The sequence below is a fragment of the Roseospira marina genome, assembly GCF_014197855.1.
GTDB classification, from domain to species: Bacteria; Pseudomonadota; Alphaproteobacteria; order Rhodospirillales; family Rhodospirillaceae; genus Rhodospira; species Rhodospira marina.
In genome coordinates this window covers 1-26181 of sequence record NZ_JACIGJ010000020.1, presented here as the reverse complement: position 1 = coordinate 26181, position 26181 = coordinate 1, and the positions used below count along the sequence as shown (strand labels likewise).

General features: G+C 68.4%; 18 protein-coding genes. 9 read left to right on the top strand and 9 right to left on the bottom strand.

Annotated features, from left to right (window positions below; genetic code table 11):
* Positions 1 to 11: 11 nt before the first annotated feature.
* On the bottom strand, positions 12 to 212 hold the full coding sequence (locus GGD82_RS18045; protein WP_150063718.1) for a DUF6447 family protein: 201 nt from the start codon (positions 210 to 212) through the stop codon (positions 12 to 14).
* A gap of 148 nt (positions 213 to 360) precedes the next feature.
* The gene (gene rpmE / locus GGD82_RS18040; protein WP_150063719.1) at positions 361 to 579 is read right to left on the bottom strand and encodes a 50S ribosomal protein L31; all 219 of its coding nucleotides are present in this window, start codon (positions 577 to 579) and stop codon (positions 361 to 363) included.
* 494 nt (positions 580 to 1073) lie between these two features.
* On the opposite strand from rpmE, the gene GGD82_RS18035 reads away from it, so the two are divergent.
* Positions 1074 to 1835 carry a hypothetical protein gene (locus tag GGD82_RS18035; protein WP_150063720.1) on the top strand — a complete coding sequence of 254 codons (762 nt, stop codon included), beginning with the start codon at positions 1074 to 1076 and terminating at the stop codon, positions 1833 to 1835.
* Positions 1836 to 2036: 201 nt separating this feature from the next.
* Positions 2037 to 3653, top strand: coding sequence for a S41 family peptidase (locus GGD82_RS18030; RefSeq protein WP_150063721.1), 1617 nt, complete (start codon positions 2037 to 2039; stop codon positions 3651 to 3653).
* Positions 3654 to 3759: 106 nt separating this feature from the next.
* Here the strand turns inward: GGD82_RS18030 and GGD82_RS18025 are convergent, their stop codons facing one another.
* The 3 genes from GGD82_RS18025 to ald all read right to left on the bottom strand — a co-directional run bounded on the left by GGD82_RS18025 (position 3760) and on the right by ald (position 9727).
* Positions 3760 to 5763 carry a methyl-accepting chemotaxis protein gene (locus GGD82_RS18025; protein ID WP_170284430.1) on the bottom strand — a complete coding sequence of 668 codons (2004 nt, stop codon included), beginning with the start codon at positions 5761 to 5763 and terminating at the stop codon, positions 3760 to 3762.
* 303 nt (positions 5764 to 6066) lie between these two features.
* Positions 6067 to 8070, bottom strand: coding sequence for a methyl-accepting chemotaxis protein (locus GGD82_RS18020; protein WP_170284431.1), 2004 nt, complete (start codon positions 8068 to 8070; stop codon positions 6067 to 6069).
* 538 nt (positions 8071 to 8608) lie between these two features.
* Positions 8609 to 9727, bottom strand: coding sequence for an alanine dehydrogenase (ald, locus tag GGD82_RS18015; RefSeq protein WP_150063724.1), 1119 nt, complete (start codon positions 9725 to 9727; stop codon positions 8609 to 8611).
* A 124-nt stretch (positions 9728 to 9851) separates the two neighbouring features.
* Here ald and GGD82_RS18010 point away from each other — a divergent pair, with 124 nt between their 5' ends.
* The 7 genes from GGD82_RS18010 to GGD82_RS17980 all read left to right on the top strand — a co-directional run bounded on the left by GGD82_RS18010 (position 9852) and on the right by GGD82_RS17980 (position 20954).
* Positions 9852 to 10352, top strand: coding sequence for an Lrp/AsnC family transcriptional regulator (locus tag GGD82_RS18010; protein WP_170284432.1), 501 nt, complete (start codon positions 9852 to 9854; stop codon positions 10350 to 10352).
* A 280-nt stretch (positions 10353 to 10632) separates the two neighbouring features.
* The gene (locus tag GGD82_RS18005) at positions 10633 to 12399 is read left to right on the top strand and encodes a glycosyltransferase family 2 protein (protein WP_150063725.1); all 1767 of its coding nucleotides are present in this window, start codon (positions 10633 to 10635) and stop codon (positions 12397 to 12399) included.
* Positions 12400 to 12503: 104 nt separating this feature from the next.
* On the top strand, positions 12504 to 15710 hold the full coding sequence (locus tag GGD82_RS18000; RefSeq protein ID WP_150063726.1) for a class I SAM-dependent methyltransferase: 3207 nt from the start codon (positions 12504 to 12506) through the stop codon (positions 15708 to 15710).
* A gap of 12 nt (positions 15711 to 15722) precedes the next feature.
* Positions 15723 to 16529, top strand: a complete 807-nt coding sequence (locus tag GGD82_RS17995; protein WP_150063727.1) for an ABC transporter permease — start codon at positions 15723 to 15725, stop codon at positions 16527 to 16529.
* Positions 16519 to 17898 (top strand): ABC transporter ATP-binding protein, encoded by a 1380-nt coding sequence (locus tag GGD82_RS17990; RefSeq protein WP_150063728.1) that lies wholly within the window; start codon positions 16519 to 16521, stop codon positions 17896 to 17898. The genes GGD82_RS17995 and GGD82_RS17990 overlap by 11 nt, the downstream gene beginning before the upstream one ends.
* A 149-nt stretch (positions 17899 to 18047) precedes the next feature.
* The gene (gene pgmG / locus GGD82_RS17985) at positions 18048 to 19442 is read left to right on the top strand and encodes a phosphoglucomutase/phosphomannomutase PgmG (protein WP_150063729.1); all 1395 of its coding nucleotides are present in this window, start codon (positions 18048 to 18050) and stop codon (positions 19440 to 19442) included.
* Positions 19443 to 19490: 48 nt separating this feature from the next.
* On the top strand, positions 19491 to 20954 hold the full coding sequence (locus GGD82_RS17980) for a mannose-1-phosphate guanylyltransferase/mannose-6-phosphate isomerase (RefSeq protein ID WP_150063730.1): 1464 nt from the start codon (positions 19491 to 19493) through the stop codon (positions 20952 to 20954).
* Positions 20955 to 20982: 28 nt separating this feature from the next.
* Here GGD82_RS17980 and rarD read toward each other — a convergent pair whose 3' ends face one another.
* From rarD to GGD82_RS17960, 4 genes are all read right to left on the bottom strand, one after another.
* The gene (gene rarD / locus GGD82_RS17975; RefSeq protein ID WP_170284433.1) at positions 20983 to 21939 is read right to left on the bottom strand and encodes an EamA family transporter RarD; all 957 of its coding nucleotides are present in this window, start codon (positions 21937 to 21939) and stop codon (positions 20983 to 20985) included.
* Positions 21940 to 22092: 153 nt separating this feature from the next.
* Positions 22093 to 22635 (bottom strand): LPS assembly lipoprotein LptE, encoded by a 543-nt coding sequence (gene lptE / locus GGD82_RS17970; RefSeq protein ID WP_150063732.1) that lies wholly within the window; start codon positions 22633 to 22635, stop codon positions 22093 to 22095.
* The gene (gene leuS, locus GGD82_RS17965; RefSeq protein ID WP_150063733.1) at positions 22632 to 25229 is read right to left on the bottom strand and encodes a leucine--tRNA ligase; all 2598 of its coding nucleotides are present in this window, start codon (positions 25227 to 25229) and stop codon (positions 22632 to 22634) included. Before leuS ends, lptE begins: the two co-directional genes overlap by 4 nt.
* Before the next feature lie 103 nt (positions 25230 to 25332).
* Positions 25333 to 25914, bottom strand: coding sequence for a DUF3576 domain-containing protein (locus GGD82_RS17960; protein WP_150063734.1), 582 nt, complete (start codon positions 25912 to 25914; stop codon positions 25333 to 25335).
* Positions 25915 to 26181: the final 267 nt, after the last annotated feature.

Below are 26181 nucleotides of genomic sequence, written 5' to 3'. Positions count from 1 at the left end.
ACGGCGGCCGGTCAGGCCGTGCCGTCGAGCTCCGCCTTCAGTGCGTTGGCATAGCTGCTGCGGGCAACCTGGAACATGGACACCTGCGCCTGGGTGCGGGCGATTTCCATGTCCGCCGTGCGCAGCGCGTCGATCAGCTTCCGCGCCGTGTCGCTGAGGGAGTCGAGGGCGTATTCGGTGCCGTCGATGGTCACCGTGGTCGGTTCGGCCATGGGGTGATCCTTTCGTTTCGGTACGTTGGTACGTGGGTCGCAAGCGATCGGCCCCAGACGCACGCAAACCCGCCGGCGCCCACGGCGGTGGGCGCGAACGGCGGGGTGCGAGCGCAGGACAGGAGCGCGGCCGTCGGGCCGCGCGGTCCTACTTGATGCCGAAGCCGGCGAAGCGCTTGTTGAACTTCGCGACCTGGCCGCCGGTGTCGACCAGGCGCTGCACGCCGGTCCAGGCCGGATGGCTCTTCGGATCAATGTCGAGGCGAATGGTGTCGCCACCGCTATAGGTGGATCGGGTCGTGAACTCGGACCCATCGGTCATGATGACCGTGATGTCCTTGTACTCGGGATGAATGTCGGCTTTCATGATCAGCTCTCCTGCGCAAGAAGGCGCCCTTATATCCACCTCGCCGCAGGGACGCAAGGGTGCCACAGGGGTGGTCCCTTGGCGTGTCCTTTGGGGCACGCTCACGTGGACACGCCGAGGATCACACGGCCTTTTTCGTGTGGGCGCACGGGCCGCATGGGCGCCGCCGGGCACGGAGCGCGGACCTGCCGCGTCGCGTGCGGATAGCCCCCGCCGTGTCCTTGTGTTGAGGGCCGCCCGTCGCCATTCTATACTCTGGTTCGAGCACGGCGGAGCCGTCGTGTTCCGGTCGCACGCCTGGGGCGACGCGACAACCCTGCGGAATGACCGCCATGCACACTGGGTCCGTCAGACAGAAAGGCCGGTTCGACGGTCCGATTGGCCGCACGGCGACCGCATCGACACGAATCGATGCGGTGCCGCCGTCATACGCTCGGTTCGCGGCCCCGAATCGTGGCCCGAATCGCGAAGGGCGGTTGCACGCGACAGCACTCATGGTCGGGCTGGTGATGGCTGCCTTGGCGCCGATGCCTGGGGCGTCCGCGCAGGACGCCGCGCCGGAAGGGCTGAGCCTCGTGTCCGGCTTCAACGCCGCCCCGACCGCGACAGGCATACCGGCCGGCACCAATGCGCCGTGCCTGGGGTTGGGCGCCGGCGAACGCCCTCTCGTCCGGTGTCTGAGCCGGGGCGGTGGCCTGGATCAGGCCCCGGGGGCGGTGACGGTCGGCGTGCGGTACGGAGTCGATGGCTGGTTGAGCCTGGGGGCTGGAGTCGGGTTCGAGCCTGGGCTGCGTCCGGCCGGCGCGGGGTTCGGCGTGTCCAGTGCCACGGCGGCGGCCCCGAGCGCCGCCTCCCTGGGGACGGAGCGGGCGGTCGGCAGTCTGTCCGCGCTCGTGGATCTCACGGCGGCGACCGGAGTCGACCTCGGTGCCATGCGGCCCTTCGTGGGCGCCAATCTCGCGCTCGGTTACGCGAATACGCCGAAGGGCCTGACGCGGGACCGGACGGGCGGTTCCGTCACCGTGCAGCCGATGACCGGTGCGGGCGTGACCTGGGGGGCGACCGCCGGGTCCAACGTGGCTCTCGGCGACGGCCTGAGCTTGGATTTCGCCTACCGGTATACGGGGCAGGACACCGATGGTCCGATGGACCACGGCAGCGCCCTGGGGGTCGGCACCGGACTCGGGAGCACGAGCGGCAAGGCGGGGCCCGAAGGCGATCACGGCATGTCGATCGGCCTGCGGCTGCGATTCTGAGCCGGACGGCGCCGCCTGCGGGCCGCGATGCCCCGGGATCCGCCCCTGAGCCGATGTGATCGACCGGGGGCGATCCTAATGAATGTGAAACACCGAGTTCTTTCGAGTGGTTGTGTGACTTCGCCCTAGTGATTTCACAACCCTTTTCGCATACAGTCTGGACGAGTCGCTGTCCTCTCCGTCCTAGAACCGCGTGCGTCCATGAACCGTTCTGTTCGAGTCCTGTCCTGGCTGATTCTCCTGGTCGGCCTGACGGCCGTCGGCTGCGCGCCGACGCGCCGGCCAATGCCCGATGCCTCCATGCCGGTGACCGACGCGTCCCACGCGGTGTCGGCGGCCTTTACCCGGGCGAGCGCTCAGCCGATGTTCACGCACGGCTACGTGGCCGTGTCGAGCCGGTACATTGAGCCGGTGGATATGGCCGCGTTCGTCGTCGCGGGACTCGACGGGTTGGATCGGTTCGATTCGCGCCTGGATGTGGAGGCGACGGCGGATACGGTCGATGTGTTTCTGGGCGATCGGCGGGTGGCGCGCTTTGCCAAGCCGGAGGAAGACCGGGGCAGCGACTGGGCGCGGCTGAGCATCGATGCCATCCAGGCGGCGCGTGCCGTGTCTCCGCCCCTGGCGGCGGCGGATGCCGAGGCCATCTATGACGCCCTGTTCGATTCCGCGCTGGCCAGCCTGGACCCGTTCTCGCGGTACGCCGGCGCGGCGGAGGCCCGCCTGAATCGGGGCAGCCGCAATGGTTTCGGTGGGATCGGGATCCTGTTCACCATCCGGGCCGACGGCGCTGTGATGGTCGAGGAGGTGGTGGAAGGCGGTCCGGCCGCCGACGCTGGGCTGTTGGCCGGCGACCAGATCCTGGCTGTCGACGATGTCGCATTCACCCGTCCGGACACCGATCGGGTGCGGGAGCGTCTGCGCGGTCCGGTCGGCTCCGTCGTGCACCTTTCGGTCGTGCGGGGCAACGGTGTGCTTGAGGTGGATCTCGAACGCGGCCTCATCGTCATGCCGACCGTCAAGCTGTCCGTCGAGGACGGCATCGCGACCTTGCGGCTGTCCAGCTTCAATCAGGCCACGACCGAAGGGGTTGCCAAGGCCGTACAGGTTGCGCGCGCGCGTGCGCAGGCCGGCGAGGCGGTGCGCGGCCTTATCCTCGACATGCGCGGCAATCCCGGGGGCCTGCTCGACCAGTCGGTGAGTGTCGCGGATCTGTTCCTGGACCATGGTACCATCGTGTCGACCCGGGGCCGCCATCCGGAGGCCCGCCAGTTCTACAGCGCCTCGGCCGGGGACGTGTCCGGTGGCCTTCCCATCGTGGTGCTGATGGACGGCGATTCGGCCTCGGCGGCGGAAATCGTGGCCGCGGCGCTTCAGGACGGCGGGCGGGCGGTCGTCATCGGCACCACCAGCTATGGCAAGGGCACGGTGCAGACGGTGGTTCAGTTGCCCAACGGCGGCGAGATCACCCTGACGTGGTCGCGCTTCCACAGTCCCTCCGGCTATGTCCTGCATGGGCTGGGTGTGCCGCCGGTCGCCTGCACCAGCGGGCGGGCCAACCAGACCGCGCCGGGCGTGGTGGAGGGCGTGCTGTACGATCTGCGCACCCACGCCGATCCCATCGCCCGCCGCCTGTCCTCCTGGCAGCATACAGCGTTCGAGGACATCGAGCGCCGCCGTATGCTGCGCAACCTGTGCCCGGCCGAGCATCACGAGCCGAATGGCCTGGATGAGGCCGTCGCCCGCCGGCTGCTCCAGGACCCCAGCCTGTACGCGCGCGCCATCGGGCTTGTCGGCGCCAACGCCGCGCCCCGGTAAGACCGCGCTCTCCCCCTTTCCATCTGCCGTCTCTTTTTGCCGCCGGTCGTGTCCGCGACCGGCGGCGTCGGTGTCTGGCCGCCCCCGTCGCCTCCGCCCCAAGCCGTTAGGCCGCGCGGACGTCGGCCAGGAACTGCTCGACCATGTTCCGCAGGCTGTTGGCCTGCTCGTTCAGCAGGCTGGTGGCTTCCAGCACGTTGTCGGCGGCGGTGCCGGCCTCGCTGGCCACCTCGGTGACGCCGGCGATATTCTCCGAGACCATGCTGGTGCCGATGCTGGCCTCCTGGATGTTGCGGGCGATCTCTTGCGTGGCGGCGTGCTGCTGCTCCATGGCGGAGGCGACGGCGGCGGAGACCTCGTCGATGATCTGAATGATCTTGAACACGGAATCGATGGCCGCCACCGCGGCGGTGGTTTCGCTTTGGATCGCGGTCACCTGACGGCTGATGTCGTCGGTGGCTTTCGCGGTCTGCGTGGCGAGGGTTTTCACCTCGTTGGCGACGATGGCGAAGCCCCGGCCGGTTTCGCCGGCGCGGGCGGCCTCGATGGTCGCGTTGAGGGCCAGCAGATTGGTCTGGTTGGCGATGCCGGTAATCAGACCGACGACCTCGCCGATTTTCTCCGCCGTGTTGGACAGGCCGGCGACGATCGTGCCGGTGCGCTGGGCCTCGTCGGCGGCCTGCCGGGCGACATCGCTGGAGCGGTGCACCTGCCGGCCGATTTCCTCGATGGAGCTGTTGAGCTGTTCGGTCGCGGCGGCAATCGTCTGCACGTTGGCAGAGGCTTCCTCGGATGCGGCCGAAACCGTTGTGGCCCGCGACCGCGTTCGGTCGGCGATCGCCGCCATGCTTTCGGCGGACGAGTGCAGTTCGGTGGAGGCGGAGGCGACCGTCTGCAAGACCCCCGTGACACCGTGGTCGAAGCCGCGATTGAGCTCTTCGATCCGTTGGGCATGGGCTTGACGGCGGCGGATGGCCTTGTCGTTTTCCTCCGCCAGCGCGTCGGCCTTCTGCATGCCCTGCTTGAAGATCTCGACGGCTTTGGCCATGTCGCCCACTTCGTCCTTATAGTCCTGGGCCGGGATGGCCACCGCATAGTCCTTGTGCGCCAGACGGTCCATGGCCGCCGTCATTGCCTTGACGGGCCGGGTGATTCCCGTGCCGATCAGCCACGCGGCGGCGGCGCCGATAGCCACCGCTGCCGCAGCGATAGTGATGGTCACCACGATGGTCTGGTGGATGGCCGCCATCGCCTGAGGGCCGAGCATGTCCTGTTTGGTCTTTACGACCGCCTTGAACTCCTCGATGTGCGCCGCCGCCGTCGGGCCGATGACGTCCAGGGTGCCGGTGATGATCTCGTTGCGTGCGTTGACGGTCCGCACCAGGTCCTGAAACGTGTCCTGGTAGATCTCGGCGCTGGCGCGGGCTTCGTTGGCCAAGGCGATATGGTTCGGGGCCGACAGCGCGCTGGCCAGAACGGCGAGCGCCGGAGTCAGGGCCGTCAGTTCGTCCTTGGCCAGGGCCGCCGTACCGGGATCGTTGTCCGCCACGAACTGGATCGCATACTGACGGCCCACCATGTACTGGCGCAGCACGAGCCCGGCGTTGTAGGCCGCGCCGGTGTCGTCGGTGTCATGGGCGGAGTGCATGATCTCGGTCAGGGCCTCTTCGATGACCGGACCGATGCGGATTAAGGCGTCCAGCAAGGTGTGGCGTTGGTCCTGGAGCTCCCCGACGCGGTCGAAGGCGTGGGTGTAGGTCTCCACTTCTTCCCGGATCCGCTCCAGCGCCTGATACGCCTCCGCCTCCGTGGTCAGGTCCTCGGCGACCGTGAGCAGCGCATCGGTGGTCTCCATGTGGTTGTGGACGGCATCGATGGACAGTGTGTCACCCCGAATAATGAACTCCTTCACCGCCATGCGGCCCAGCAGCAGGCTCGCCTGGACTCGTCCGACTTCGTTGGCCGACCGCGCCAGTTGGCGGTAGTGGGCGAACGTATCGCCGACGCCTGCGAGTTCCATCGCGGCCGTGGTCCCCAGCGCGATCAGCAGCACCAGAACAAGCCCGAACCCCCCAAAGAGTTTGGGTCCGATGCGCAGTGACTTCAGCATGCCCATCCTCGTGAATCCGCGCCGGGGCCCGCCCTGTCCGGCTTGTTATGTGTTTTGGCCGTCCCGCGTGCGACTCCCGCGCCCTCCCGGATGTGCCTGCCTGTGCTCACACACTCCCGACGGTCCTGGAGGGTCCGCATGCGGTAAGCATGCGAGCCCTCCAATCCCTCGGACTCAGGGAGTGTTCAACGCCCATTGAACAACGAAAAGAGGCTGGAATCGATACAAAAGGGCGCCGGCCTGCTGGCAACCCCGCGCGGGGATCCGGTTGGCGCGCCGGATCGATCACCCGGGGCCTGGGGGTCATGCCGTCCGCACATCCGACAGGAACTGCTCGACCATGGTCCGCAAGGCCGTGGATTGTTCATTGAGCGTTCCGGTGGCCCGCACCACGCTCTCCGCGGCGGCACCGGAGGCGCGGGCGGCTTCGGTCACCCCGGCGATGGTGTGCGTAACCTCGGCGGTGCCGTGGCTGGCTTGTTGGATGTTGCGGGCGATGTCTTGGGTCGCCGCGTTCTGTTCCTCCATCGCGGAGGCAATGGCAGCGGCCACGTCGCTGATCTGGTTGATGATCTCGAAGATGGAGGCGATGGCTTCGACGGCGGTCTTGGTTTCGGACTGAACGGACTCGATCTGGTGGCTGATGTCTTCGGTCGCGCGGGCGGTCTGGGTGGCGAGGCTCTTGACCTCGTTGGCGACGACCGCAAAGCCCTTGCCGGCATCGCCCGCTCGCGCGGCCTCGATCGTGGCGTTGAGGGCCAGAAGGTTGGTCTGATTGGCGATCCCGGTAATCAGGACGACCACCTCGCCGATCTTCTGCGCGGCGTCGGCCAGGCCGGAGACGGTCTGGCTCGTGCGCTCCGCCTCGGATGCGGCCTTGTGCGCGATGTCGTTTGACTGCTGCACCTGCCGGCCGATCTCGCTGATGGAGGAGGATAACTGCTCCGCGGCCGACGCGACCGTCTGGACGTTGGTGGAGGCCTGTTCCGAGGCGGTCGCCACCGTCGAGGCTTGGGAGTTGGTTTCCTCCGCGATGCTGGCCATGCTGTCGGCGGTCTCCTGCAACTCGGCCGCGGCCGTCGCGACGGTCCGCAGCACACCCGTCACGCCATGGTCGAAGGCGCGGTTGAGACTCTCGATCCGTTCGGCGTGCTGCACCCGGGCGCGCGCGGCTTCGGCCTGTTCGGCGGCGAGGGCGTCAGCCTGCTGCATGCCGTCCCGGAAGACCTGGACTGCCTTGGCCATATCACCGATTTCGTCCCGGTTGTCCCGGGCCGGGATCTCCACGGCGTAGTCTTTTAAGGCCAAGCGCTGCATCGCGCCGGTCATGGCCTGGATCGGTTTGCTGATTCCGGATCCGATCGCCCAGGCGGCGGTGATGCCGATGGCCAGGGCGATGGCCGCCACCGCTATCGTCGTGACGATGGTTTCGCGAATGGTCGCGGCGGCCTGGGAGCCAAGCTCGTCCTGCTGGCGTTTGATCGCCAGCTTGAAGTCCTCGATATGCTCGGCCAGGGACGGCCCGATGACGCCCAGCGTATCCGCGATGATTGTGTTGCGTTGGTCGGCGGCGGTCATCAGCTCGCCAATGGCCTGAGCCAGCGTTCGCGCACCTTGGACGGCCGCGTCGGCGAGATCGCGTCGCCGTGGATCCGTCAGGTCCGCAGTCAGGGTCGCCAGGGACTGGTCTAACTCGGTCAGACTGCGCCGGGCCCGGTCCGCTTCCGCCGCGTCGCCGGTCTCGCGGAAGGTTCGCGCGTAAAGGCGCGTCGCCATCAGGTCGCGGGTCGCGAGGCCGGCCAGATAGGCGATATGAGCCTCGCCATCCTGATCGGCCGCGCGCATGATGTCCGACAGGGTGCGCTCGATGTCGGGCCCGGTGGTGTTTATCGTGTCGGTGAGCGCGTCGATCCGCGCCTGAAGCGCCGTAACCCGGTCGAAAGCGGTGCGGTAGTCCCGGATGTTCGCGCGCATATTCTGCAGAATCGTGACGCCTTCGGTGTCGTTGGTCAGGGCCTCGGCCGTGCCGATGAACTCTTCGGTCGCGTCCAGGCGGGTCTTGACCTGCGCGATGGCGAGCTGGTTGCCGTTGTTGATGAAGTCCATGACGCCCATCCGCCCCATCAGGAGGTTGGCCTGAACACGTCCGACCTCGTTCGCGGACCGGGCTAAATCCCGGTAGGTGGTGAAGATGCTGCCGACGCTGGACACTTGGATCGACGCGGCGATGCCCAGACCGAGAAGCAGCACCAGGATGATCCCGAATCCGCCATACAGCTTGGGACCGATGCGCATGGACTTCAGCATGGCAACCCTCATTAATTGTATAGTGTGCCGACGTGCGTTCTTAGGTCATGATATATTCCACTAAAGTGGTCATCGCTCCTGCTTTTCGAAACTCAGAGTCGATAGTGCCATACGGAAAACGCTACCGAAAAACAATTCCAATCGAAAAATCTTGTTTTGGGTGTGGGTGACTCGCGCCCGAGCGCGAGTGGCGGCGGGCTCAATGTTCACCCAGGCCGGATGCGCGCCGCACGGACGCCGGACGCCCCTCGGCACAAAAAAACGCCGCCGGTTCCGGGGAACTGACGGCGCGAGATCGGGGACTCATACCAGGCGGCGATGAGCCTGACTCATCGCCGCCGTGTTTTTCGCGCCATAAGGCGCGACGGCCGGTCGGCCTTGCCAAGCTGAGGTGCGTTGGCCTCACCTCAGCTTGGTATCAGGTTTCGATATTGGGGCGGAGGGGCGCCCCCGTGGCCTAGAGCCGATCCTTCAAGGGAGAGCCGATTCACGCGCCAAACCGGCATCCAACAGCGATACCGTTTTGGCGCGATATGTTTTAGGCGGCCAGCGCTTCCTCCGCCGCGAGGAACGGCAGGCCCTGGGCTTCGGCGACCGGCTGGCAGGTGATCCGGCCGTTGGCCACGTTTAGGCCGCGCCGGAAGTGCGGGTCGGCTTGGAGCGCCGCGCGCCAGCCCAGATTCGCCAAGCGGAGCACATACGGCAGGGTGGCGTTGGTCAGGGCGTAGGTCGACGTGTTGGGCACGCAGCCCGGCATGTTGGCGACGCAGTAATGCACGGTGCCGTCCACGATGTACGTCGGCTCCTGGTGCGTCGTCGGGTGGCTGGTTTCGAAGCAGCCGCCCTGGTCAATGGCGACGTCCACCAGTGCCGCGCCCTGTTTCATGCGCGAGACCATGTCGCGGGTCACCAGCTTCGGCGTGTCCGCCCCGGCGATCAGCACAGCGCCGATGACGACGTCCGCGTCGAGCACCGCCTGTTCAAGCACCGCCTTGGAGGAGAAGAGCGTGGTCAGCGCCGGGCCGAAGCGATGCGCCAGCCGCTCCAACACCAACGGGTTGCGGTCCAGAACGGCAACATCCGCACCCAGGCCCAGCGCCACCTGAATGGCGTTCTCGCCGACCACGCCGCCGCCGATCACGGCCACGCGCGCCGGTGCCACGCCCGGTACGCCGCCCATGAGCAAGCCCCGGCCACCGTGGGCGCGCTCCAGCGCCTGTGCGCCGGCCTGCACTGAAAGGCGACCGGCCACCTGTGACATCGGCTTCAGCAGCGGAAGACCGCCCGTGGCGTCGGTGATGGTCTCGTAGGCGATGCATGTGGCGCCGGAGGCCACTAGCTCGCGGGTCTGCGGCACGTCCGGCGCAAGATGCAGATACGTGAACAGGACGTGGTCCGGGCGCAGGCGGGCCCGCTCCACGGCCAGCGGCTCCTTGACCTTGACGATCAACTCGGCGGTATCGAACACGGCCGCCGCATCCGGAAGGACGCGCGCGCCGGCGGCCTCATAGGCCGCGTCGCTGGCGTCGATGCCGACGCCGGCCCCGCTTTCCACGACGACTTCGTGGCCGTGCGTCGTCAGTTCGTGGGCGCCGTCCGGCGTCATGCCGACCCGGAACTCCTGGGGCTTGATTTCCTTGGGCACACCAATCCGCATATGGCCGACTCCCTTATTAAGACCAATTATCAGCCAAAGTATACCGGTTCGGGCGTCGAATGTGCTTGCAAAGGGTGGCCATGTGCGGCTTTTCTGCGCAACAGTTTCGCCCGAAAGGACCTGTATGGCGAAGAGTTCACCATATATCGCTATGGATGCGACGGATTATCGCATCCTTACCTTCCTCCAGGCGGACGGCCGCATAACCAACCAGGATCTCGCCGCCCGGGTTCATCTGTCTCCGTCGGCCTGCCATCGGCGGGTCGGCCGGCTTGAAGCGGCCGGGGTGATCCTCGGCTACACGGCGGTGGTGGAGCCGGACGCGGTCGGGCGCGGTACCGTCGTATTCGTGCACGTCGCCTTGGAGCGCCAGACCGAGGACGCGATGGCCGCGTTCGAAGCCGCCGTCGCCGGCTGCCCGGACATCACGGAATGCCACCTCATGTCGGGTGAGGCCGACTACCTCGTCAAGGTGGCGGCGGCCGATTTGCCGGATTTTGAACGCATCCACCGCCGCGACCTGTCCCGCCTGCCCGGGGTGGCGCGCCTGCAATCGAGCTTCACGCTCCGCACGGTGAAGAAGGTGGGGCCGTTTGAGCCCTCCGGTGCGGCGGCGCCCTCTTAAGCGAACGCGCCGTCCCCGAGCATGGGCCGTTCGGGGCGGGTTTCGTCCCTGGCCGCGCCCCCGGCATCGTCGGCTTGCGAGCGCGGGCGCCGGGCCGTATAACACGGGACCGCGCGACCGCCCGGCCGATCCCGTGCGCGGCGTGGCGTGCCGTCGGAAGCCCCGAGCCGTCGCGCGACCGGATCCGAGCGACGGGACGTCCAGTTCTTGGGCCCGCGGGATTGGGGACCCACAGGATCGGACCCGCAGGATTGGATAGGGCCTCCCGGAAGTCGTCTGCATGCCTCACATGTTTCAGTTTTCGGACTCGTCCGCCGAGTCACCATCCGTCGCGCCGGAGCCAGACGGCGGCCTGACCGCGTGGCGGACGGCCGTGACGTGCGATGCCGCGCGCCGGGCCGCCGTGGATGCCCTGCCGCCGGTCGCGGCGCGCCATGCCATGCGCCTTGTTCTGGACGTCCACGCGCTGCCGGACGCGGATGCGCTGGCCGCCTTTGTCGACAGCCTGCGCGCCCAGGCGTTTCCGGACTGGACGCTCGTCGTTGTCCGGCGGGAGGGGACGCCCGATCCCGAGGCGGGGATGGTCGCGGCGCTGGCGCATTACAGTGCCGTGGATCCCCGCGTTCTCGGTCCCTGCGTGGCGGTGCGGCCGGAGCGGCTGCATACGGTGCTCGATCCGGACGCGGCGCCGGTCACCGTGCTGGTGGATCGCGCCGGGCGCCTGTCGCCGGTGGCCTTGGCCCGGATTGACCAGATGTTTCGCGATCTGCCCGCCACCGACATGGTGTTCGCCGACGAAACGGCGCGCGCCGGCGGTATCGCGGTCACGCCGCTGCTGTGCAAGCCGCCGTGGGATCGGCATTACGCCCTGACCCGCGACGTGTTCGGTGCGCTCAAGGTGATGCGCAGCACGGTTGCGGTGAACGCCTGCGCCACCAGCGATCCCGGGGCCGGACCGGCGTGGTTCTATGCTCATGCCGTGCGGGCCAGCGAAATGGCGCGGACCGACACCATCCGCCATATCGCGGAAGCGCTGTTCGACCACCCGGGCGATCCGCGTCCGGATCCGGACCGCGATGCCGACGAGCGGGCGGCGGTGGCCGCCGCGATGGTGCGGCGGGGGCGTCCGGCCACCGTGCACGCGGTCGCGCCGGGCCTGCGCCGCGTCGTGCCGGAGCCGGCCTGCTGGCCCTCCGTCACGGTCATCATCCCGACCCACGACAAGGTCGATTACCTGCGCCGGATTGTCGACGGCCTGCGGACCGACACGGACTATCCGGCGTTGGACATCATCATCATCGACAATCGCAGCCGCGAGCCGGAGACGCTGGCCTATCTGGACGCCATCGGGCAAGCGGCGGACGTGCGGGTGATGCCGATCGACGCGCCGTTCAACTTCGCCCGCTTGAACAATCTGGCGGCCGGCGTGGCCACGGGTGACGTTCTGGCGTTCCTGAACAACGATACCGAGGTCCTTCATGCCGACTGGCTGCGCGAGATGGTCGCCCAGGCCCTGCGCCCGGAGGTGGGCGCGGTCGGGGCGCTGTTGTACTACCCGGACGGTCGCATCCAGCACGCCGGGGTGATGCTGGGCGCGGGCCACGGGATCGCCGATCACATGGGCCTGCTGATGGACGACGCCTGGGTGGCCACGGGCCCCGGTGCGACCGAGCGCCCGGTCAGCGCCGTCACGGCGGCGTGTCTGGTGATCCGCGCCGAGGCGTTCCGCGCGGTGGGCGGCTTTGACGAGGCGTTCGAGGTCACGTTCAACGATGTCGACCTGTGCCTGCGACTGGCCGGCGCTGGCTATTCCAATGTTTGGACGCCGTGGGCGCGTCTGTACCACCATGAATCCGTCAGCCGGGGCGACGACCGCATGACCAGCAAGCGGGAGCGGGCCCTGCGCGAGGAGCGCCTGCTGCGGGAGCGCTGGGGGCCGTCGGTGTGCGAGGATCCGTGGCACGGTCTGGCGTTCGAGCCGGCCTTGCCGGGGTTCGTCCGACGCACCGCGCCGCGCTCCCCGTTTCCGTGGCTGGAGCGGCGCTGAGTCGCCCTCCTGCGGCCACTCTCTCCGGACCGGGCGCCGCGCCCGGTCGTGTCTCGCGTCGGGGGGCCGGCGGCGCGCCCGATTTCGAACCGAGGATCCTGAGCATGTCCATTGTCCAGCCGACTGCGTCGACCGAGACCGTCGCTCCGGGCCCCGAGGGGCTGTTTCCCTTCGACGTGGTCCGGACGCTGCCGCTGCCGCCGCTGTGGCAGAGCCGCGAGACGCGGGCGTGGCAGGGCCATATTCCGTTCGCCCGCTGGCTCCTGACCCAGACGCGCCCGAATACGCTGGTCGAGTTGGGCGTCCACCGGGGCGATTCCTACTGCACCTTCTGCGAGACAATCGTTGCCCACGGGCTGCCGACACGGCTCTGGGGGGTGGATACATGGCAAGGGGATGAACACGCCGGGCACTACGGCGACGTCATCCTGGGCACGCTGCGGGCGCACCACGATCCCCGCTACGACGCCTTTTCGACCCTGGTGCGGGCGCTGTTCGCCGACGCGGCCCGGGACTTCGCGCCCGGAAGCCTGGACATCGTGCACATCGACGGGCTGCACACCTACGACGCCGCCCGCGACGACTTCGAGACGTTTCTGCCGAAGATGAGCGCGGCCGGCGTCATGCTGTTTCATGACATCAGCGAGTATCACAGTGATTTCGGCGTCTGGCGCCTGTGGCAGGAGCTGACGGACCGGTACCCGTCGTTCACGTTCACCCATTCCAGCGGCCTTGGCGTTCTGGCCGTCGGCACGGCACCACCCCCGGCGATTCAGTGGCTGACCGGCCTGCCGGAGGATGAGGCCGCAGCGGTACGGCAGTTCTTCCAGGCCATGGGTGACGGGTTGCAGAACGCCGCCAGCGGGCGGGTTCTGGAGGACCGCATCACGTGGCTGAACGCGCGCCTGGAGACGCAGGCGGAGTCCCAGTATCGGCTGCAATCCTCGCTGAACGTCACCGTGGACACGATGACCGGCGCACTGCGGCGGGCGTATGAGGATGTCGGGCCGTATGTGCGCCAGCTTGAATTCGATGTGGCCCAGCGCGGCGCCGAGGTGGAGCGCTTGCAGGTCGAACTGGACGCGGTGCGCGGAGACCTGAATGCGGTCTTGCGCTCCAGCTCCTGGAAACTGACCGCGCCGCTTCGCACGCTGGCGGGGGGGGGCGCCGTGCGTGGCTACGCCAAGGCCTTGATCCTGCGCGTGCTGCATCGCGTGCCGGGTGGCGAGGCGATCCTGCGCGCCCGCGCCGATCTGGTGCGCCGGATGCGGGGTGCGGGTGCCGTGCCCGCCGTGCCGGACCTGTCGGCGGCCAAGGAGGCCCTGCGCCAGCGTACGGACGCGGACCTGCGGGCGCTGCTGGAGGGCGAGGGCCGGGTGCGCCTGCCGTCGTCCGCGCGGCCGTCCGTCAGTGTCGTCCTCGTGCTCTGGAATCAGGCCGCCCTGACGCTGGCTTGCCTGCGCGGTCTGGAGACCGAGTTCGGCGTGCCGCTGGAGGTCGTGATCGTCAACAACGCCTCGACGGACGAGACCGGCGCCCTGCTGGAGCGGGTGGACGGGGCCCGCGTGATCCGCAACACCGACAACGTCGGCTTCCTCAAGGCGGTGAACCAGGCCGTGGCCGCCGCGACGGGCGAGCATGTGCTGCTGCTCAACAACGATGCCATCCTGCGGCCGGGCAGTCTGGCGGCGGCGGTGGCGACGCTGGAGTCCGACGCCACCGTGGGCGCGGTGGGCGGCCGCATCGTGCTGCCCAACGGACGCCTGCAGGAGGCCGGCAGCCTGATCTGGTCGGACGGAAGCTGCCTGGGCTACGCCCGCGATCTGCCGCCGGAGGCTGGCGAGGCCATGTTCCGCCGCGATGTGGACTACTGCTCCGGCGCGTTCCTGCTGTTCCGGCGCGGCACGTTCAACGATCTCGGCGGGTTCGACGAGGCGTATGCGCCGGCCTATTACGAAGAGGCGGATTTCTGCATGCGGCTGTGGGCCGCCGGTCTGCGGGTCGTGTTTGAGCCCCTGGTCGTCATCGATCACTACGAGTTCGGCAGCGCGGGCAAGAGCGAGGCCGCCATCGCCCAGCAACGCAAGAACCACGCTCTGTTCCGCGCCAAGCACGCGGAGGCGCTGGACGCCCGCCACGAGGCCCCGAACCTGGAGCGGATTCTGTGGGCGCGCCACCGCCTGCCCGCCGGGACCGAGCGGGTGCTGATCCTCGATGACCGCGTCCCCATGGCGCACCTGGGCTCCGGCTTCCCGCGCACGCGGACCCTGCTGCAGGCTGTGGCGGAGAGCGGCCGGTTCGTCACGTTCTATCCCATGGACAAGCCCGACGAGGACTGGGCCGAAACGTTCGAGGCGCTGCCGCCGGGCGTCGAGGTCGCCATGGGCCGGGGCCGGCCCGGGCTGGCGGCGTTCCTGCGGGAGCGCGCCGACTACTACGACACCATCGTGGTCAGCCGTCCGCACAATATGGAGCTGTACAAGGCCGCGCTGGCGTCCTCCAAACCGGCCATAACCCCGCGCGCCACGGTGATCTACGACGCCGAGGCCGTGTTCGCGGTCCGCGACCTGAACAAGGCCCGCGTCTTCGGCGCGGGGGCCGCCGCCATCCAGCGGGCCGAGGCCGCCATCGGCGCGGAGGTGGCGCTGGCACAAGGGGCGGCCCGGGTGGTGTCCGTCTCCGAGGGCGAGGCCGCGCACTTCCGCGCGGCCGGGCACACCGATGTGCGCGTTCTGGGGCACAGCCTGACGCCGACGCCGTCCACGCGGGCGTTCGCGGATCGGCGCGGCCTGCTGTTCGTGGGGCTGCTGCGCGACGAGGACACGCCGAACGTGGACTCCCTGGTGTGGTTCCACCGCGAGATTCTGCCGCTGTTCCAGGCGCGGCTTGAAAAGGTGGTCGAGGTCCTGGTGGCCGGCCGCAGCGACGCGCCCAGCGTGCGCGCGCTCGGGCAGCAGGGCCTGACCCTGCTGGGGCCGGTGCCGGACCTGACGCCGCTCTACGAGCAGGCCCGCGTGTTCATTGCGCCGACCCGCTACGCCGGGGGCATTCCGCACAAGATCCACGAGGCGGCGGCGCGGGGCGTGCCGGTGGTCGCGACGCCGCTGCTCGCGAAGCAGCTGGACTGGCGCGACGGCGAGCACCTGCTGGTGGGCGACACGGCGCAGGCCTTCGCCGAGCAATTGGCGCGCTTGTACACGGACGAGGCCCTGTGGGAGAGCATCCGCGCCAACGCCCTGGCCCGGGTGCAGGCGGAGTGCGATCCCGACGCGTTCAAGGACCGGGTTCGGTCCATCCTGGCGCGTGGGTGAGGCGGATTTCCGATGAAACGCCTTCTCCTGCCGTTCCTGGTCTACACCGCCCACCGCAAGCTGATCGCGCGCCTGACGCGCCGGGAAATCGCCCAGACCTATCGTGGGTCCCTGCTGGGGCTCGCCTGGGCGCTGCTCAATCCGCTCATCATGCTGGGGGTGTTCACCTTCATTTTCAGCGTGGTGTTCCAGGCCCGCTGGGGCACGGAGATCGAGGGCCATGGGGAGTTCGCCCTGGTCCTGTTCTGCGGCCTGATCGTGTTCCGCTTCTTCGCGGAGGTCATGGGTCGCGCGCCGAACCTGATGCTGGAGAACACCTCCTACATCAAGAAGGTCGTGTTCCCGCTGGAGGCGATGCCCTGGGTCGCGGCTGGCGGCGCGCTGTTCAATCTGGCGGCCAGCCTGCTGATGCTGGTGCTGGGTTTCGTGATCCTCAACGGCGTGCCCCCCTGGACGCTGGTGCTGGTGCCGGTGGTACTGGCGCCCTATGTGCTGCTGATCCTGGGCCTGACGTGGTTCCTGTCGGCGATCGGCGTCTTTCTGCGGGATTTGCATCAGGTGGTCGGCGTGCTGGTGACGGTGACCATGTTCCTGTGCCCGATCTTCTATCCGATCGAGGCGGTGCCGGAGACCTTTCGCATCTTCATCTACATGAATCCGCTGACCTTCATCATCGAGCAGCTTCGCGACGTGGCGTTGTTCGGCCACCTGCCGGACTTCGGTCTGCTCGCGGGGTATCTGGCGGCGGCCTGGGGCATCGCGCTGGCCGGGCTGTGGTGGTTCTCGCGCACGCGCAAGGGGTTCGCCGATGTCGTCTGACCCCGCCATTTCCGTCCAGGGCCTGTCCAAGTGCTATCAGATCTATGACCGGCCGCAGGACCGCCTGCTGCAAATGCTGTGGCGCGGTCGCAAGCAGTTCTTCCGCCCGTACTGGGCGCTGGAGGACATCACTGTGGAGGTCCCGCGCGGCGAGACATTGGGCGTTCTCGGCAGCAACGGGGCGGGCAAGTCCACGCTGCTTCAGATCATCACCGGCACGCTGACGCCCACCGCCGGGACCGTGGCGGTGAATGGGCGTGTGGCCGCCCTGCTGGAACTGGGCGCCGGCTTCAATCCGGAGTTCAACGGTCTGGAGAACATCCATCTGGCCGCCTCCATCCTCGGGCTGACGCAGCCGGAGATCGACGCCCGCCTGGACCAGATCATTGCGTTCGCGGGGATCGGCGACTTCCTGCACCAGCCGGTGAAGCTCTACTCCAGCGGCATGTACGCCCGGCTGGCGTTCTCCGTCGCGGCGCACGTGGACGCCGACGTGCTCATCATCGACGAAATCCTGTCGGTCGGGGACGCCGCGTTCACCCAGAAGTGCATGCGCTTCATCCACCGCTTCAAGGAACACGGCACCATCCTATTCGTCACCCACGACATTCCGGCCGCGACCAAACTGTGCGACCGGGTGTTGTGGTTGCAGTCCGGGCGCCAGCGCGCGCTCGGCACGGCGAAGACGGTGTGCGAGGACTACATGGCCGCCGTCAGCGAGAGCCAGGACGAGGGCGGCACCTTCCGCATTGGCAAGGCGCGCGGCGAGCGGTCCGGCCGTCCGGTGGAGGCCGACGGGCCGGCGCCGGCGCGGCGGGTTCAGGATCCGCGCCACGAGGCCCTGAAGGCGTCAGACCACGCCAACGTGCTGGAGGTGTTCGAGTTCGATCCCAACGCCGACAGTTACGGCCACCAGGGCGCCACGGTTACCGATGTCGCGTTGCTGGATCGAGAGGGCGCGTCCCTGCCCACGCTGTACGGCGGCGAGGAGGTCATCCTGCGGGTGACCGCCACGGCGGCGGTCGATATCGTCAACCCGATCGTCGGGTTCTACATCCGCGACCGCCTGGGCCAGAACCTGTTCGGCGACAACACCTATCTGACCACGCTGGATCAGGCCGTGACGGTGCCGGCCGGCGCGACCTTCAGCGGGGAGTTCCGGTTCCAGTTGCCCTACCTCAGTGCGGGCGACTACGCCATCACGGTGGCGGTGGCGGAGGGCACCGAGTCCGACCATATCCATCACCACTGGATCAACGATGCGGTGTTCTTCACAGTGCTGGCCAGCCACTTCTCGCACGGTCTGATCGGGGTTCCGATGCTCGACATCCGTCTGGATGTGGGGCGACCCGCCGGCGCGAAAGACTAGAGCAAATCCCGAGCGATCTGGAACAGATCGCGACGACGATTTGCTTCAATGTCACACGTCGAGAGCATTTTGCGTGATCGAGATGTCGCGCAAAATGTTCTAATTCCCCGCGGTGTCGCGACGGCGGCCGCGCCCAACGAGAGGACCCGATGAGCGGACATCACTTTCATCCCACCGTTCTGCGCAAGTACGACATTCGCGGCATCGTCGGCGACACGCTGTCGGCGGACGACGCCCACGCCATCGGGCGGGCGTTCGGCACCATGGTCCGCCGCGCGCACGACGGCGGCACGGTCTGCGTCGGGCGCGATGGGCGTCTGTCCTCGCCGGAGCTTGAGGCCGCGCTGGTGGCGGGCCTGCGTCGGGCCGGGGTGGACGTGGCCCGGCTGGGCTGCGGGCCGACGCCGCTGGTGTACTTCGGCCAGAAGCATTTGAATGCGGTCGGCGCCATCATGGTGACGGGCTCGCACAATCCGCCCAGCCACAACGGCTTCAAGATGATGATGGCGGGCCGGCCGTTCTTCGGCGACGACATCCAGACATTGGGCGCCATCGCCGCCGCCGGGGATTGGGCGGAACCGCCGGCCGAGGGCGCGGAGACGGACCGGAGCGCCGTGGTCGTGGACTACCGCGCCGCCCTGCTGGACGCCTGGCGCGATGGCGGCCGTCCGTTGACCGTCGTCTGGGATCCCGGCAACGGGGCGGCGGGCGAGGTGGTCCAGGATTTGGTCAAAGCCCTGCCGGGGACGCACAGCGTCATCAACGGCGCCATCGATGGTACCTTTCCCAACCACCACCCGGACCCGACCGAGCCGCACACGCTGGAGCAGATCAAGGCCAAGGTTGCCGAGACCGGCGCCGACATCGGACTGGCGTTCGACGGCGACGGCGATCGGCTGGGCGTGATCGACGGGCACGGGCACATCCTGTGGGGCGATCAGTATCTCGTCTTGCTGGCCAAGGAGGTGCTGGCGGAACGACCGGGCGCGCCCATCATCGCCGACGTGAAGGCCAGCCAGCTTCTGTTCGACCAGATCGCCGCCATGGGCGGTACGCCGGTCGTGGGCGCCACCGGGCATTCGCTCATCAAGACCCGCATGGCCGAGATCGGCGCGCCCCTGGCGGGGGAGATGAGCGGTCATATCTTTTTCGCGGACCGCTACTACGGCTTTGACGATGCGCTCTATGCGGCCGTGCGGCTGCTGTCGATCGTGGCGCACATGCCGGACACACTGGCGGCGTGGTATGAAAGCCTGCCGAAGCTGGTGAACACGCCGGAATTGCGCTTCGACTGCGCCGACGAGGCCAAGGTCGGGGTGATCGAAACGGTGCGCGCGCGGCTGAAGGCTGAGGGCGCGGATATGTCCGAGGTCGACGGCGTGCGCGTCAACCGGCCGCACGGCTGGTGGCTGCTGCGGGCCTCCAACACCCAGGCGGTGCTGGTCGCGCGGGCCGAGGCGCAGACCGAGGACGACCTGGCTACGCTGCGGGGCGAACTCGCGGACTATCTGGCGGCGGCGGGCGTGGACCTTCCGGCGGCCTGAGCGGACCACGACGGGTCACGACAACCCAGAAGAAAGGGCGAGGGGATCATGAGCACGACACAGGCCGTGGGCGATATCACGCCGGTGATCCTGTCGGGGGGATCGGGCACGCGGCTGTGGCCTCTGTCCCGGGCGGGCTATCCGAAGCAGTTCCTGCCCTTTGCCGGGCCTCTGACCCTGTTCCAGGACACCGTCGAGCGGGTGCATGGCGGCCGGTACCGGGCGCCCCTGGTGATCTGCAACGACGAGCACCGCTTCATCGTGGCGGAGCAATTGCGCGCCCGGGGCCGCTCGGCGGCGGGGATCCTGCTGGAGCCGTTCGGGCGCAACACGGCTCCGGCGGTGGCGGTGGCCGCGCTGTGCCGGCTGGAGGCCTGCGAGGCCGCCGGGGAGGCGGACGCCGATCCCCTGATCCTGGTCATGCCCTCGGACCATCTCATCCGCGACGTGCCCGCGTTCCATGCCGCCGTGGAGGCCGCCGCGCCGGCGGCGGCGGCCGGGCGTCTGGTGACCTTCGGCATTCAGCCGGACGCCCCGGAAACCGGCTACGGCTACATCCAGGCGGCCGGTCCGCTGGACGGCTATCCCGGCGTGGAGGCCCTGGGCCGGTTCGTCGAGAAGCCGGACCGCGCCACGGCCGAGGGCTATGTGGCCGACGGCTCCTACCGCTGGAACAGCGGTATTTTCCTGTTTCCGGCCCGGACCTATCTGGCCGAGCTGGAGGCGACCCATCCGGAGATGGTCGCCGCGTGCCGGGCGGCCCTAGCGGCCAGCCGCGAGGACCTGACCTTCCGCCGCCTGGACGCGGCGGCGTTCGAGGCCTGCCCGTCGGACTCCGTCGACTACGCGGTGATGGAGCGCACGCGCAACGGCGCGGTGGTGCCGGTTTCCATGGGATGGAATGATCTCGGCGCCTGGTCCTCGCTTTGGGAGGTCGGCACGCGGGACGATCACGGCAACGTCGTGAAGGGCGACGTGGTCCTGGAGGATACGCAGGACACTTTCGTGTGGTCCGACCATGGGCTGGTGTCCGTGGTGGGCCTGGACTCCGTCGTCGTCGTGACCACCGATGACGCCGTTCTGGTGGCGCACCGCGACCGCGCCCAGGACGTCAAGGCAGTGGTCGAGCGTCTGAAGGCCGAGGGCCGCTCGGAGCACAGCCTGCACACCACCGTGCACCGGCCGTGGGGCACCTATCGCGGCATCGACCACGGCGAGCGTTTCCAGGTCAAGCGCATCGTGGTGCAGCCGGGCGAGCGGCTGTCGCTTCAGATGCATCACCATCGGGCCGAGCACTGGATCGTGGTCAGCGGGACCGCCCGCGTGACCCGCGATACCGAGGAGTTCCTGCTCAGCGAAAACCAATCCACCTATATCAGCGCCGGCCAGACCCACCGCCTGGAGAACCCAGGCAAGATCCCCCTGCACCTGATCGAGGTGCAGTCCGGCGGCTATCTGGGCGAGGACGATATCGTCCGGTTCGAGGATGGCTATGGGCGCGGCGGACGCTGACGCACACGGACCTCGACGCGGGCCCGGGTCACGCTCGCCGTTGGCGCCGCCGCAGCAGCATGGGCTCGCCAGCGAACAGCGCCACCGCCGTCCAGATCAACGCGAAGCTCGCGGCGTGCCCTAGGGTGAACGTCTCCCCGTAGACCGCGACCGCCATAGCGAACTGGATGGTCGGGTTGATGTACTGAAGCATGCCGAGTGTGCCCAACGGCAGGCGCCGGGCGCCCAGCGCGAACAACACGAGCGGCACGGCCGTGAACGGCCCGGAGATGACCAGCAGCGTGATGTCCAGGCCCGACCCGTAGGGCAGGGCGCCGGTCCCGGTCCACGCGACCCAGAGCAGCCCGATCATTGCGATCGGCGCGATCAGCAGAACCTCCAGCGTGAACCCGACCAGGGACTCCGCCGGGGCGATCTTGCGCAGGAGCCCATAGATCCCGAAGCTGGCGGCGATCACCAGAGCCACCCAGGGCAGTCGGCCCAGCCCGATCAGCATCATCAGGACGCCCAGGCTCGCGAGGCCGACCGCCAGCCATTGCCAGCGGCTGAGCCGTTCTTTTAGGAAGAGCGCACCCAGCAGCACGGACGCCAGCGGGAAGATGTAATAGCCCATGCTGGAGTCGAGCTTGTGCCCGTGACCGGTGGCATAGATGAACGTCAGCCAGTTGATGGAGATGGCCGTCGCGCTGCCGGCGAACACGGCGAGCTTGCGCGGCTGGCGCAACACCGCCAGCAGGGCGTCGGTCTGCCCGAACCAAACCACCAGGGGCAGGGCGAGCGCGAGACCCCAGACGATGCGGTGGGCCATCACCTCCAAGGGCGGCACATGGCCGAGAAAGTGGTACAGGACCGGCGACAGGCCCCAGTAGATGTACGTGACGATTGCGGCGGTGTACCCCAGCTGGCGCTGGCGGGCGGCGGCGATCGGGTCCAGCGTGGCGGGGTTGGACGGGGCGGCGCTGGACGGGGCGGCGGAGGAGGACAACGGAGCACGTCCTTGAGAAGGCCGCTGGCGGGGGCAGAGCGGCGCCAGACCTAGAACAAATCCCGAGCGATCTGGAACAGGTCGCGACGACGATTTGCTCCAATATCAGCACTTTAGAGTATTTTGCGTGATTCCGATGTGGCGCAAAATACTCTAACGACGGGCAAAATAGGCGATCAACCGGGCCTCGATATCGCTGGCAAGGCTTTCCGCCATGTCGGCCTGGGCCTTCCGGCGGTTGGCTTCCGTGGCGTACTGATTTTCCAGGATGTTGTAGGTCACGGCCGCGCGCGCCACGCCCTCGGCCTCGAGACGCAGCCGCCCGTCTCCGACGCGCGCCAGAAGGCGCCAGATGGCCGTGGCGTGCACGGCCCCCAGGGTCGCCCGGTCGTCCCGCTGGATGCCGAGGTCCTGGTCCACCAGCGAAACGCTTGCCTGCACTTCGTACTGGGGCTCGGGACCCGGTTGCAGGCGGCGCAGCAGGGCGTTGCGCAGCTGCTGGCCCATGCGCTCCGGGATGATGGCCACCGCGACCGAGGTCAGGGCGCCCCCGCCGACGCCGCGGTCGCCGTGCACTGGCCGGAAGCCGCAGGCGGCCAGGACGCCAGCGGCGCCGAACGCCGCCGCTCCTGCCAGCGCCCGTCCGGACGCGGTCAGCAGGGCGCGGCGCCCGCTCCTGTGTAGGACCCGGCTCATCCCACCACGACGATGTTGACGATGCGGTTCGGCACCACGACGACCTTCTTGATGGTCTTGCCGTCGGTGTGCAGCCGCACGTTCTCCACCGCCAAGGCGGCGGCCTCGGCGTCGTCCTTCGGGCAGTCTTTCGGCACCTCCACATTGCCGCGCAGCTTGCCGTTGACCTGCACGGCGAGCGTCACGGTATCGTCCACGCACAGCGCCGGGTCGGCCTCGGGCCAGTCGCTTTCGGCCAGGATCTGATCGTGCCCGAGCAGCGCCCAGCCGGCTTCGGTCACATGCGGTACCATCGGGTTGAGCAGCCGCACGGCCGTTTCCAGGGCGAAGCGGGCGACCGCGCCGGCCCCGGGCGCGTCCGGTTTCAGGTCGGGCAGGGCGTTGGTCATTTCCCGGATGCGCGCGACGGCGGTGTTGAAGCGGAACCGCTCCAGGTCTTCGGTGACACCGGCGATGGTCTTATGGGCGCGCTTGTACAGGTCCAGCGTCGGGCGGTCGAGGTCGGCCACCGGCACCGGCGTGCCGACCGGCGGCAACGCCATCGGCGGGTCCGCGACCAGTCGCCAGATGCGGTTGACGTAGCGCCACGCGCCCTCCAGCCCCGCGTCCGACCACTCCATATCGCCGTCGGGCGGGTTGTCGGAGACGATGAACAACCGGGCGGCGTCGGCGCCGTAGGTGTCCAGGATGCGCTCCGGATCGACCGTGTTGCGCTTGGACTTGGACATCTTCTCGGGCCGGCCCACGGTGACCGGTGCGCCGTCCGCGATGCGGCGGGCGGCGCCGCCGTCGCTGGCCTCCACCTCCGCCGGCTCCAGCCACTGGCCGTCCGGATCCCGGTAAGTTTCGTGCAAGACCATGCCCTGCGTGAACAGGCCCTCGAACGGCTCGGCGAGGCCGACATAGCCGCACTCGCGCAGCGCCCGCGTGAAGAAGCGGGAGTACAGCAGGTGCAGCACCGCGTGCTCGACGCCGCCGATGTACTGATCGACCGGCAGCCAGTAGTCCACCGCCGCGCGGTCGAACGCCTCGGTCTCGCTCCAGGGGGAGCAGAAGCGCGCAAAGTACCACGACGATTCCATGAAGGTGTCGAACGTGTCGGTCTCGCGCCGGGCGGGCTTGCCACAGGTCGGGCAGTCCACATGCTTCCAGGTCGGGTGCCGGTCCAGCGGATTGCCGGGCGCGGAGAAGTCGACGTCTTCCGGCAGCGTCACCGGCAGCTGATCGTCGGGCACCGGCACGATGCCGCAGGACTCGCAATGGATCACCGGGATCGGGCAGCCCCAGTAGCGCTGGCGGGACACACCCCAGTCGCGCAGGCGGAACTGCACTGTGCCTTCGCCCTTGCCGAGGCTTTCCACCTTCTCGATGGCGGCGCGCTTGGCGTCGGTGACCGACAGGCCGTCGAGGAACTGCGAGTTCACCGCGACGCCGTCGCCCACGAAGGCCTCGTCCCCCGCCACCAGATCGGCGCCGAAGGCAGCAACGTCCGCGTCCTTGGGCGCGACCACGGGGACGATGGGCAGGTCGTACTTCTTGGCGAAGTCGAAGTCGCGCTGGTCGTGCGCCGGGCAGCCGAAGATGGCCCCGGTGCCGTATTCCATCAGCACGAAGTTCGCCACGTAGACCGGGACGGTCCAGGTCTCGTCAAAGGGATGCACGGCCCGCAGGCCGGTGTCGAAGCCCTTCTTCTCGGCGGTCTCGATCGCCTCCTCGCTGGTGCCGATGCGGGCGCAGTCGGCGATGAAGTCCTTCAGCGCGGGGTTGGCCTCGGCCAGTTCGGCGGCCAGCGGATGGTTCGGCGAGATGGCGCAGAACGAGGCGCCATAGAGCGTATCCGGCCGGGTCGTGAACACCTTCAGCGCATCCTCGCGCCCGGCCAGCGGCCAGGTCAGGAACGCACCTTCGGAGCGGCCGATCCAGTTGGTCTGCATGGTGCGGACCTTGTCCGGCCAGCGCTCCAGGTCCGCGATTGCGCCCAGCAGTTCGTCAGCGTAGCGGGTGATGCGGAACGACCATTGCGCCAGCTTGCGCCGCTCCACCGGCGCGCCGGAGCGCCAGCCCTTGCCGTCGATGACCTGCTCGTTGGCCAGCACCGTGTGCTCGACCGGGTCCCAGTTCACCCAGGCCTCGGTGCGGTAGGCCAGATCCGCCTTGAAGAAGTCCAGGAACATCTTCTGTTCGTGGCGGTAGTACTCCGGCTCGCAGGTCGCGACCTCGCGCGTCCAGTCGATCGACAGGCCCATCGGCTTGAACTGGTCGCGCATGGCCGCGATGTTCTCGCGCGTCCACTTGGCCGGATGCACGCCACGCTGGATGGCCGCGTTCTCCGCCGGCAGGCCAAAGGCGTCCCACCCCATCGGATGCAGCACGTTGAAACCGCGGGCGCGCCGGAAGCGCGCTACCAGATCGCCCATGGTGTAGTTGCGCAGGTGCCCCATGTGGATGCGCCCCGACGGGTAGGGGAACATCTCCAGCACGTAGTATTTCTTGCGGCTGGGGTCCTCGACGGCGCGGAAGCAATCACGCTCCGCCCAGATCGTCTGCCAGTGGGCTTCGGTCTCCTTGACGGAATAGCGCTCGGCGGCGGCCATGTGCCAGTGGTCCTTTGTCGTCGGTCGGGGCCCGGCGGGCACGGCCGCGCCGCGCGGGGGCGATGGTGTGAAACGGGGAGGGCGGGACGTTTAGGTTTGAGCTCTACCGGTCGCGCAGCGCCGCCATCCGAAGCTGGCGGGCGCGGGTGAGGATGGTGTCCTCCAACTCGGTGCCGACCGCCTCCTCGACGGGGATGTCGGTCCAGCCCCCCCCGGCGCCGGTGCTGGTGCCGGTGCCGCCGTCGGCGGGCAGGGGGCGCCGCTGCTTGAACACGGAGACTTCGATCCCGTCGGCGCGCAGGGCGCGCGCCAGGATGTAGACGTTCACCTTGAACCGCTCGTCCGGGGATTCCGGGGGCGTGTACCAGTCCGTGATGATGACGCCACCGAACGGATCGGCCGAGGTCAGCGGCATGAAGGCGATGGTGTCCAGCGAGGCCCGCCACAGGAAGCTGTTGACGCCGATGCCGCCGCCCCCTTCGGCTGGGCGGTCGTCGCCGCTGCCGAACAGGTCGACGCCGTCGGGACCGAACACGGTGTCGCGTTCGTAGGGTTTGCTGAGGTCGCGGATCACGCTGCGGTTCGATCCGGGCGCCCGGTCGGCATAGACCGGGTTCGCGTATTCACAGGCTGAAAGCAGAACGGCCGCGGCCAGGACCGCGCAGACAGCTCTCGTACGTCGCATGCCATCCCCTTCCAAACAAACACGGCGCCGATGCACGTGGGCAGCCCACGTCCGGCATTGGGTCCTTCCTTATAATAGGCGCGGTCGCGGGGCAACAGGGGCGGACCGTTTGGCAGCCTTCCATCGCCAGCGTGCCGGAAAAAACGCCCGGCGTGGCAGGGGTGGATCAAAAAAAAAAGGTTCATGACGGAAAATCGGGGAGGGGCGGACAACGGGACGGCCTGACACACTGGTAGTTGCGACACGACACAGACTGCCAGGGAGGCC

What these genes read in the sequence shown, in the direction of transcription:
- GGD82_RS18045 (WP_150063718.1), bottom strand. Translation starts at nt 212, where the DNA reads ATGGCCGAACCGACCACGGTGACCATCGACGGCACCGAATACGCCCTC.
- rpmE (WP_150063719.1), bottom strand. Translation starts at nt 579, where the DNA reads ATGAAAGCCGACATTCATCCCGAGTACAAGGACATCACGGTCATCATG.
- GGD82_RS18035 (WP_150063720.1), top strand. Translation starts at nt 1,074, where the DNA reads ATGGTCGGGCTGGTGATGGCTGCCTTGGCGCCGATGCCTGGGGCGTCC.
- GGD82_RS18030 (WP_150063721.1), top strand. Translation starts at nt 2,037, where the DNA reads ATGAACCGTTCTGTTCGAGTCCTGTCCTGGCTGATTCTCCTGGTCGGC.
- GGD82_RS18025 (WP_170284430.1), bottom strand. Translation starts at nt 5,763, where the DNA reads ATGCTGAAGTCACTGCGCATCGGACCCAAACTCTTTGGGGGGTTCGGG.
- GGD82_RS18020 (WP_170284431.1), bottom strand. Translation starts at nt 8,070, where the DNA reads ATGCTGAAGTCCATGCGCATCGGTCCCAAGCTGTATGGCGGATTCGGG.
- ald (WP_150063724.1), bottom strand. Translation starts at nt 9,727, where the DNA reads ATGCGGATTGGTGTGCCCAAGGAAATCAAGCCCCAGGAGTTCCGGGTC.
- GGD82_RS18010 (WP_170284432.1), top strand. Translation starts at nt 9,852, where the DNA reads ATGGCGAAGAGTTCACCATATATCGCTATGGATGCGACGGATTATCGC.
- GGD82_RS18005 (WP_150063725.1), top strand. Translation starts at nt 10,633, where the DNA reads ATGCCTCACATGTTTCAGTTTTCGGACTCGTCCGCCGAGTCACCATCC.
- GGD82_RS18000 (WP_150063726.1), top strand. Translation starts at nt 12,504, where the DNA reads ATGTCCATTGTCCAGCCGACTGCGTCGACCGAGACCGTCGCTCCGGGC.
- GGD82_RS17995 (WP_150063727.1), top strand. Translation starts at nt 15,723, where the DNA reads ATGAAACGCCTTCTCCTGCCGTTCCTGGTCTACACCGCCCACCGCAAG.
- GGD82_RS17990 (WP_150063728.1), top strand. Translation starts at nt 16,519, where the DNA reads ATGTCGTCTGACCCCGCCATTTCCGTCCAGGGCCTGTCCAAGTGCTAT.
- pgmG (WP_150063729.1), top strand. Translation starts at nt 18,048, where the DNA reads ATGAGCGGACATCACTTTCATCCCACCGTTCTGCGCAAGTACGACATT.
- GGD82_RS17980 (WP_150063730.1), top strand. Translation starts at nt 19,491, where the DNA reads ATGAGCACGACACAGGCCGTGGGCGATATCACGCCGGTGATCCTGTCG.
- lptE (WP_150063732.1), bottom strand. Translation starts at nt 22,635, where the DNA reads ATGAGCCGGGTCCTACACAGGAGCGGGCGCCGCGCCCTGCTGACCGCG.
- leuS (WP_150063733.1), bottom strand. Translation starts at nt 25,229, where the DNA reads ATGGCCGCCGCCGAGCGCTATTCCGTCAAGGAGACCGAAGCCCACTGG.
- GGD82_RS17960 (WP_150063734.1), bottom strand. Translation starts at nt 25,914, where the DNA reads ATGCGACGTACGAGAGCTGTCTGCGCGGTCCTGGCCGCGGCCGTTCTG.